Below are 7955 nucleotides of genomic sequence, written 5' to 3' on the forward strand. Positions count from 1 at the left end.
AGGAAAATGTGGAACACCGCGCGGCTGTTCGCGTTGGGCACGGGCCGCCGTGAACATTTATGTCACCTCCGGTGAATTGAGACCGACATGAAACTCTTCGACTGCCCGCATTGCGGCCATCGTATCTATTTCGAGAACGCCCAGTGCCTGAACTGCGGGAACCCCGTGCTCTACGATCCCGAGCACGCCTGTTTTGCGCTGGCGGGCGTCGACGGCGTCTTCCAGTGCACCAACGCCGATGAATGCGCCTGCAACTGGATGGCGGAACCGGGTCACGCTTTTTGCCGCGCTTGCGTGCTGAACCAGCTGATCCCGGATCTCTCCGTCGACGGCAACCGCCGCCGCTGGATCCGTGTCGAAGCGGCGAAGAAGCGCGCCATCTACTCGCTGCTGGCCTTCGGGCTGCCGGTGGCGCCCAAGCAGAACCCGGCCGACGAAATCGGCCTTGCCTTCGACTTCCTCGCCGATCCGATCGGCGGCGGCCCCGGCGGCGAGCGAATTCTGACCGGCCACGACAATGGTTTGATCACGCTCAATGTCGCCGAGGCGGATTCGGCCGAGCGCGAGAAGCGGCGAGTCGAGATGGGCGAGAACTACCGCACCTTGCTCGGTCATTTCCGTCATGAGCTCGGGCACTATTACTGGGACCGCCTGATCCGCGACGATCCGCACAGGCTCGAAGCTTTCCGCGCACTGTTCGGCGATGACCGCGCCGATTACGAACAGGCGCTGAAGGCCTATTATGCCAATGGTGCGCCGCCCGACTGGCAGCAAGACCACATCTCGGCCTATGCGACCTCGCATCCTTGGGAGGACTGGGCCGAGACCTGGGCTCACCATCTGCACATCACCGACACGCTGGAAATGGTCCATGCGCTGAACTTTCCGCTCGGCCGGCTGGAGACGGTGGAGGCCAACGACTTGCCGCGCGGCGACACAGGCGGCGGGTTGCAGGCCGCACCCTCGGATCCGGCGACCGCGCCCGAGCCTTTCGAAAAGATCCTTGCCCGCTGGCTGGTGCTGTCGGAGGCCTCCAATTCGATCAACCGCTGCATGGGCCTGCCCGACCTTTATCCCTTTGTCATTTCGGACGTCACGGCGCGGAAATTGGAATTCGTTCACGAACTTCTGACCGATTTGCCGAAAGAAGCGGGAACAAATCGTGAGTTGGCGCAAGCGTTTTAGCGGGAACGCATAAGCTGCTGCCCCGTTTTGGCTGCCGAGGGACCTGAAAACGGAGAGAAACCATGAAATCCCTGTTGTTTCCGGCGGTCGCCGGAATGCTGACCGTGATGTCGGGCGCCGCGCTTGCCGATACCGCCGTCTCAGCCGTCACCGATCTTAACGTGCGCGCCGGACCCGGCCCGCAATACCCTGTCATCGGCGTGCTCACCGCCGGCCAGTCGGCAACCCTCAATGGCTGCATCGAAAACAGCAAATGGTGCACCATAGCCGAGGCCGGCGGCCAGGGCTGGGTCTATTCAGACTATGTGACGGCCGATATCGGCGGCAGCCGCGTGGTGCTGACGGAACGGCGCGCCAGTGTTGCTGTCGTCTCGCCGCCGGAGGACATCGGCAACTACTCGACCGATTATACCGGCGCGATCGTTGCCGGTGAGCCGGTCGTGGATGACTTCCCCCCGCCCCCAGCTGAAGTCCGTACCTATGTCGACGCGCATCGCCTCGATCCCATCTATCTCGATGGCGAAGTGGTGACCGGCGCGACCCTGCCCGACACCGTCGAACTGCGCGAGATTCCGGACTACAATTACCGCTATGTCTATGTGAACGGCCAGCGGGCGCTGATCGATCCGCAGACCCGGCGCATCATGTACGTCGTTCGCTGACGACAATCGGCACAAGCGGCCGCTGCGACAGCAGCGGCCGCCAGCAGGCGGCGCCGCCGCGCGGCGCTCTGGCCTAGTCCTTTGCGGAAAACCATTCCGATTTTCCCGGCCATCGGTTAGTCAAATAGGCGATGACTTTGGCAAGGGAGCCCGCGTGACCATCGATCCGTCCGCCTTCGAGCGTTACAGGCATTCGCCGAACGCCAGGACGACCTTGCCGCGCCTGTTCCTCGGAACGGGCATCGTCGTCCTTTTTTGGGCAGCAACCACCGTGGCCGTGCTGGTCGGCGGCACCTATGCCTTCTTCGCCTGGCAGACGGGTCTGGCTCCGCCTTCCGGCATGCAGGGTTTCCTCGCTTCGCCCCTCGGCATCCTCACCGCGCTCGTCTCGTTCGCCGGCATCTGGATCGGCCTGTGGGTCGCGATGCGCTGGGTGCATGGCGAGAAGCTGTCGGCGCTGCTCGGCAACAGCCGACGAGTTTCATGGCCCGACTTCCTCAAAGGGCTGATCGCGGTGCTGATGACGTCGTTCATATCCGAGGTCCTGCTCTATCAGCTGCAGCCGCAGATCACGCGTGGCCCGATCGGCCTGTCGTCCTGGCTGCTGTTTGCGATCCCGATCGCCGCGCTCACTTTGCTGCAGACATCCTCTGAAGAGGTGCTGTTTCGCGGCTATCTGCTGCGCGGTCTCGCCAACCGGTTCACGAGCCCGTTCGTCTGGGCCCTGCCGCCGGCCCTGCTGTTCACCTCGCTGCATTGGAGCGCGAGTTCGTCGCCAGCCATCAATGCTTGCGTGCTGGCGTCGATCGCCGCTTTTGCGCTGCTGCTGACGCTTGTCGTCTACGCAACCGGCAATCTCGGCGCCGCCCTGGGTGCTCATCTCGGCAACAACCTGACCGGGTTTCTCTTGATCTCGCATCAGGAAAGCTACAATTCCTTCGCCCTGTTCAACGCCAAGCCGCTCGAAGGGCCGGGCTGGGCGACGTCGGATGCGGTTCTCATCGCCTTCATCGGCATCGCCGGCAGCATGGTGACCATCGTGCTGCTTCTACATCCGCGTTCGCCGCTCAAGCTCGCCGCCGAGCTTCCGGACCGGACGAGCACGGCGTGATTGCAGACCCGGGAACGACGCAATCCGGCCTTGTCTTGACTCCGCGTCCGATTTCCTGTCTACACGCCCCGAATTCCGCGACGAGTATCCCTCCGAGCAAGCCGACCAGGACGCCGAAACCTCTTTGAGGTGAAGTGCTGTAAATCGATCCTGGAGGCCAACACCCGGCAGCGCTGAGCGCCCCCGGGTGCTTTTTGGTTTTGGCTTTTGGTTGGACACTGGGCGCGAACGCATTACCTCTCGGGCATCATCCGGATGCCAGGGAAAAGGAAAACGAATGTTTGAATCGCTACAGGAACGTCTTGGTTCGATCCTGAACGGCCTGACCGGCCGCGGAGCCCTGTCGGAGGCTGATGTCTCGGCAGCACTGCGCGAGGTGCGCCGCGCGCTGCTCGAAGCCGATGTGGCGCTGGAAGTGGTGCGTTCCTTCACCGACAAGGTGCGCGAGAAGGCCGTCGGCGCTGCCGTGGTCAAGTCGATCAAGCCCGGCCAGATGGTCGTCAAGATCGTCCATGACGAACTGGTCGACATGCTCGGCGCCGAAGGCGTCGCCATCGATCTCAATGCCCCGGCGCCGGTCGTCATCATGATGGTCGGCCTGCAGGGTTCCGGCAAGACGACCACTTCGGCCAAGATCGCCAAGCGTCTTTCCGAGCGTCAGAACAAGAAGGTCCTGATGGCCTCGCTCGACACGCGGCGCCCCGCCGCGCAGGAGCAGCTTCGCCAGCTCGGCGAACAGGTCAAGGTCGCCACGCTGCCGATCATCGACGGCCAGTCGCCGGTCGACATCGCCCGCCGCGCCGTGCAGGCGGCCAAGCTCGGCGGCCACGACATCGTCATCCTCGACACCGCCGGCCGTACCCATATCGACGAGCCGCTGATGGTCGAGATGGTCGACATCAAGAAGGTGTCGAGCCCGCACGAAATCCTGCTGGTCGCCGATTCGCTGACCGGCCAGGACGCCGTCAACCTGGCCAAGAGCTTCGACGAGCGCGTCGGCATCACCGGCCTCGTCCTGACCCGCATGGACGGCGACGGCCGTGGCGGTGCGGCTCTTTCGATGCGCGCCGTCACCGGCAAGTCGATCAAGCTGATCGGCACTGGCGAAAAGATGGACGGGCTGGAGGAATTCCACCCCAAACGCATCGCCGACCGCATCCTCGGCATGGGCGACATTGTCTCGCTCGTCGAAAAGGCCGCCGAGAACATCGACGCCGAACAGGCGGCGGCGATGGCCAAGAAGATGCAGTCGGGCAAGTTCGACCTGAACGATCTCGCCGGCCAGCTTCAGCAGATGTCGAAGATGGGCGGCATGGGCGGCATCATGGGCATGATGCCCGGCATGGGCAAGATGAAGGACCAGATGGCCGCCGCCGGTCTCGACGACAAGATGTTCGGCCGCCAGCTCGCCATCATCTCGTCGATGACCAAGGCCGAGCGCGCCAATCCCGATTTGCTCAAGCATTCGCGCAAGAAGCGCATCGCCGCCGGTTCCGGCACCGACGCGGCCGAAATCAACAAGCTGCTCAAGATGCATCGCGGCATGGCCGACATGATGAAGGCGATGGGCGGCAAGGGCAAAGGCGGCGGCCTGATGCGCGGCATGATGGGCGGCCTCGCCTCCAAGATGGGCCTCGGCGGCATGATGCCCGGCGGTATGGGCGGCATGATGGGCGGCGGCATGCCGGACCTGTCGAAGATGGACCCCAAGCAGCTCGAGGCCTTGCAGAAGCAGGCACAGGCAGCCGGCCTTGGCGGCGGCATGAAAGGCCTTCCCGGCGGCGGTGGCCTGCCCAGCGGCATGCCAGGTCTGCCCGGCGGCATGAAACTCCCTGGGCTTCCCGGCCTCGGCGGTGGCGGGCTGCCCGGCCTTGGCAAGAAGAAGTGAGGACGCCATGAACGAAGAGAAGGACATGGCCGACGCCCGCGCCCTCCTGGCCGATTACCGAGCGTCGATCGACAACATCGACGCAGCCCTCATCCACATGCTGGCCGAGCGCTTCCGCTGCACCAAGGCGGTCGGCGTGCTGAAGGCGACGCACGGCCTGCCACCGGCCGACCCGGCTCGCGAGCAGCAGCAGATCGCCCGGCTTCGCCAGCTGGCGAAGGATGCCCATCTCGACCCGGATTTCGCGGAAAAATTCCTCAACTTCGTCGTCCGCGAAGTGATCCGCCACCACGAACAGATCGCCGCTTCCAACGGCGTGATGAAAGCCGGCTGAGAAACCAGCCACCAACCGACCAACCAAATCAGCCTTTTTAGGAGAAAATAAATGCCCTTGAAGATCCGACTGGCCCGTGCGGGCTCGAAGAAGCGTCCTTACTACCACGTCGTCATTGCCGACGCCCGTTCACCGCGTGACGGCCGGTTCATCGAGTCGATCGGCTCATGGAACCCGCTACTGCCCAAGGACGGCGAACGCGTCAAGGTCGACGCCGACCGCGTCAACCATTGGCTGGCGCATGGCGCCCAGCCGACCGACCGCGTGCTGCGCTTCCTCGACGAGGCCGGCCTCGTCAAGCGCGACGCCCGTTCCAACCCGAAGAAGGCCGAGCCGGGCAAGAAGGCGCAGGAACGCGCTGCCCTTCTGAAGAAGGCGCAGGAAGATGCCGCTGCTGCTGTTGCGGCCGCCGCTGCACCGGCCGAGGCGGAAGCCGCCACCGCCGAATAATTGCTCTATTCGCATCCGGGAAAACGGCGGGCCAAGGCCCGCCGTTTTGCTGTCCGGTTCTGTCTGTAAGAGCTGCCGATCAATAACCGCTCGGGCAGCGGTCGATGTAGACGCGGCCACGACGATCACGGTAGCGGCATTCGCCACGCTCGCTCGCCCGGCCGATCAGCGCGCCGGCAACGGCGCCGACAGCACCACCGACGACGGCGCCTTCAACCGGATCGCCGGCGACCGCCGCACCGACGGCAGCACCACCGAGGCCGCCTACGGCCGCGCCTTTTTCCGTTTGCGAACAAGCGGCGAGCGGCACCAGCAGCGCCATCAAAAGCATCATTTTCTTCATCGTCGTTCCTCTCCGATAGGAGCCGCCTCCGCCGCCAGGCGAATCTCTAACTCGCAACTCGGCGATTCGATCCCTGAGACATTGCCCGGCAAAGGGTTCAGGCTTTCAGCGGAAAGCGATGCTTCGATCTGGATCTAACGGCTGAACGGGATCAGCGCGCGGACCCTGGCATCGCGCAGATACAGGCCGCCCCACACGATAATGCCGAGATAGACGCCGAACAAAATGTGCGAGAACAGCGGGTTGTCGACACGGACATTCGTGGCGATGGCGCCGCCCATATAGGCGGTGAGCAGGATGGCGCCGAGCACCGAGGTGCGCGGCAGTGCATAGAGAGCGGTCGAGATCAGGCCGATGACGCCCAGCATGCGCGCGACATTGACATCGGCCGGCCAGCCGAGCGGCACCATCGTCTGGGTGACGACATCGAGCGGCGGCAGCTTGATGACGCCATCGAAAATCATGAACAGCACGATGACGCCGCTGAGCGCGCGGCCGGTCCATAAAGCGCCCGGCGAGACGGGCGCGGTTTCGAAAATGCTCATGGTGGTCCCTCCTAGTGGTTCGAGCCCTTTTCGCTGGGGTCGAACCAAGGACGTGGCATGGGGCTGCGATCCGACAGAGGTCCGGATTGTTTTAAGCCCGCGCGCCTTCGCCTAGGAAAAATAAAACTTTTCCGCGGGGATCATCTTCGGGGGCGTTTCGCCCAGCGCTTCGAACACCGAGATTTCGCAGACACGGCAGAGGCCGTCGAGTGCAAGGTCGTTGGCCTCGGTGCCGAACGGATCCTCGAGCTCTTCCGACAGCGCGTCGAGGCCGAAGAAGGTGTAGGCGATCAACGCCGTGAACAGCGGCGTCGCCCAGCCGGTGGTCGAGATCAGGCCGATCGGCAGCAGCAGGCAGACGATATAGGCCGTGCGATGCACCAGCAGCGTGTAGGCGAAGGGTAACGGCGTACCGGCGATCCGCTCGCAGCCGGCCTGGATGGCGGCGATCGACGCGAGCCTCTCATCGAGGATACGAAAGCCTATCGAGTCGACGTCGCCCGCCCGGCGCTGCGCATTGGCACGCCGGCCCATGCGCCTGACCATCTCATCTGCCGGATTGGAAAAGGCTGCTGCCTTGTCCGCCTCGTCGTCGATGAAGGCACGGGCATCCTTCATGCTGTCGATCTTGCGCAACTGCCCGCGCAGGAAATGACAGAAGGCGAGCGCTTCCATCAGCAAGGCGCGCTGCTCGGTCTGGTCCGGGATGAGGCTGGTGGTGGCGCGGCCCAGATTGCGCATTTCGAAGACCAGCGCGCCCCACAGCTTGCGCGCCTCCCACCAACGGTCGTAGGCGGCATTGTTGCGGAACGAGAGATAGATCGACAATGTCACGCCGACCAGGCCGAAAGGCGTGATGTTGAAGATGCTGAAATCAAGCTGGAACCGGCGCGCCACGGCCAGGATGATCGCGGCATAAAGCGCGAAGCCCAATATCTGCGGCAGGATGCGTGGCACGACCGAACCGCGCATGATGAAGAACAGCTTCAGGAATGTGGGGCGCGGGCGAACGATCATCGAAGGCCTTTCACGGACCGGCATCGGCCCTCAGCTCCTCTATTGTGCGATGCGACAGGTCCGCAAGCCCAGCCGCCAGCGACATCGCCATGTCGTCCTTGTAGCGCCTGGACTATCGGCACGCGCCGGTCGCGGATATTGAAGAGTACCTGGGCTGCGGCCCATTTCTGCAGGCGAGAGAAAACGAATGACCGGCGAGACCGATCTGAAGACACTGCTGGCATCGATGACGCCGGAGCTGCTGGCCGGCACCTATGTCTTCGCCACGCTGGCGCCCGGCGTCGCTCAGCCGGAAGGCGTTGAGGCGGTGATGATCTTTCGTGAGCGCGAGGGCGTGACGCTGATCGTAGACGAGGAGAAGGCCATCGCTGCGGCACTGACCGCGTCATTCCGCTGCCGGATGGTCACGCTGAACATCCA

General features: G+C 63.9%; 10 protein-coding genes. 7 read left to right on the forward strand and 3 right to left on the reverse strand.

Annotation, left to right across the window (positions count from 1 at the left end; all coding sequences use genetic code 11):
- The first annotated feature begins 87 nt into the window (after positions 1-87).
- The 6 genes from EOB49_RS22835 to rpsP all read left to right on the forward strand — a co-directional run bounded on the left by EOB49_RS22835 (position 88) and on the right by rpsP (position 5630).
- Positions 88-1185, forward strand: a complete 1098-nt coding sequence (locus EOB49_RS22835) for a putative zinc-binding metallopeptidase (protein WP_127382298.1) — start codon at positions 88-90, stop codon at positions 1183-1185.
- Positions 1186-1247: 62 nt separating this feature from the next.
- Positions 1248-1847, forward strand: coding sequence for a DUF1236 domain-containing protein (locus EOB49_RS22840; RefSeq protein ID WP_127382299.1), 600 nt, complete (start codon positions 1248-1250; stop codon positions 1845-1847).
- Between the two features lie 154 nt (positions 1848-2001).
- Positions 2002-2958, forward strand: coding sequence for a CPBP family intramembrane glutamic endopeptidase (locus tag EOB49_RS22845; RefSeq protein ID WP_127382300.1), 957 nt, complete (start codon positions 2002-2004; stop codon positions 2956-2958).
- A 277-nt stretch (positions 2959-3235) separates the two neighbouring features.
- Complete coding sequence (ffh, locus tag EOB49_RS22850) at positions 3236-4846, forward strand: signal recognition particle protein (RefSeq protein WP_127382301.1); 1611 nt, start codon at positions 3236-3238, stop codon at positions 4844-4846.
- Between the two features lie 7 nt (positions 4847-4853).
- Positions 4854-5180 carry a chorismate mutase gene (locus tag EOB49_RS22855; RefSeq protein ID WP_023811329.1) on the forward strand — a complete coding sequence of 109 codons (327 nt, stop codon included), beginning with the start codon at positions 4854-4856 and terminating at the stop codon, positions 5178-5180.
- A 51-nt stretch (positions 5181-5231) separates the two neighbouring features.
- Positions 5232-5630 (forward strand): 30S ribosomal protein S16, encoded by a 399-nt coding sequence (gene rpsP / locus EOB49_RS22860; protein ID WP_127382302.1) that lies wholly within the window; start codon positions 5232-5234, stop codon positions 5628-5630.
- Positions 5631-5709: 79 nt separating this feature from the next.
- On the opposite strand, the gene EOB49_RS22865 is transcribed toward rpsP, so the two are convergent.
- The 3 genes from EOB49_RS22865 to EOB49_RS22875 form a co-directional block, all read right to left on the reverse strand.
- Positions 5710-5973, reverse strand: coding sequence for a glycine zipper domain-containing protein (locus EOB49_RS22865; RefSeq protein WP_127382303.1), 264 nt, complete (start codon positions 5971-5973; stop codon positions 5710-5712).
- 134 nt (positions 5974-6107) lie between these two features.
- Entirely contained in the window at positions 6108-6518 is a 411-nt protein-coding gene (locus tag EOB49_RS22870; protein ID WP_127382304.1) for a DoxX family protein, read from the reverse strand.
- 111 nt (positions 6519-6629) lie between these two features.
- Positions 6630-7559 carry a bestrophin family ion channel gene (locus EOB49_RS22875; protein ID WP_245472796.1) on the reverse strand — a complete coding sequence of 310 codons (930 nt, stop codon included), beginning with the start codon at positions 7557-7559 and terminating at the stop codon, positions 6630-6632.
- A gap of 163 nt (positions 7560-7722) precedes the next feature.
- Between EOB49_RS22875 and EOB49_RS37895 the strand changes: the two genes are divergently transcribed.
- On the forward strand, positions 7723-7955 hold a 233-nt coding region (locus tag EOB49_RS37895), incomplete at its 3' end, for an ACT domain-containing protein (RefSeq protein WP_348630276.1).

Source organism: Mesorhizobium sp. M7A.F.Ca.MR.148.00.0.0, from assembly GCF_003997735.1.
GTDB lineage: Bacteria > Pseudomonadota > Alphaproteobacteria > Rhizobiales > Rhizobiaceae > Mesorhizobium.

Excerpts from the sequence above, each read along its gene's own strand:
- EOB49_RS22835 (WP_127382298.1), top strand. The coding sequence starts at position 88 with ATGAAACTCTTCGACTGCCCGCATTGCGGCCATCGTATCTATTTCGAG.
- EOB49_RS22840 (WP_127382299.1), top strand. The coding sequence starts at position 1,248 with ATGAAATCCCTGTTGTTTCCGGCGGTCGCCGGAATGCTGACCGTGATG.
- ffh (WP_127382301.1), top strand. The coding sequence starts at position 3,236 with ATGTTTGAATCGCTACAGGAACGTCTTGGTTCGATCCTGAACGGCCTG.
- EOB49_RS22855 (WP_023811329.1), top strand. The coding sequence starts at position 4,854 with ATGAACGAAGAGAAGGACATGGCCGACGCCCGCGCCCTCCTGGCCGAT.
- rpsP (WP_127382302.1), top strand. The coding sequence starts at position 5,232 with ATGCCCTTGAAGATCCGACTGGCCCGTGCGGGCTCGAAGAAGCGTCCT.
- EOB49_RS22865 (WP_127382303.1), bottom strand. The coding sequence starts at position 5,973 with ATGAAGAAAATGATGCTTTTGATGGCGCTGCTGGTGCCGCTCGCCGCT.
- EOB49_RS22870 (WP_127382304.1), bottom strand. The coding sequence starts at position 6,518 with ATGAGCATTTTCGAAACCGCGCCCGTCTCGCCGGGCGCTTTATGGACC.
- EOB49_RS22875 (WP_245472796.1), bottom strand. The coding sequence starts at position 7,559 with ATGCCGGTCCGTGAAAGGCCTTCGATGATCGTTCGCCCGCGCCCCACA.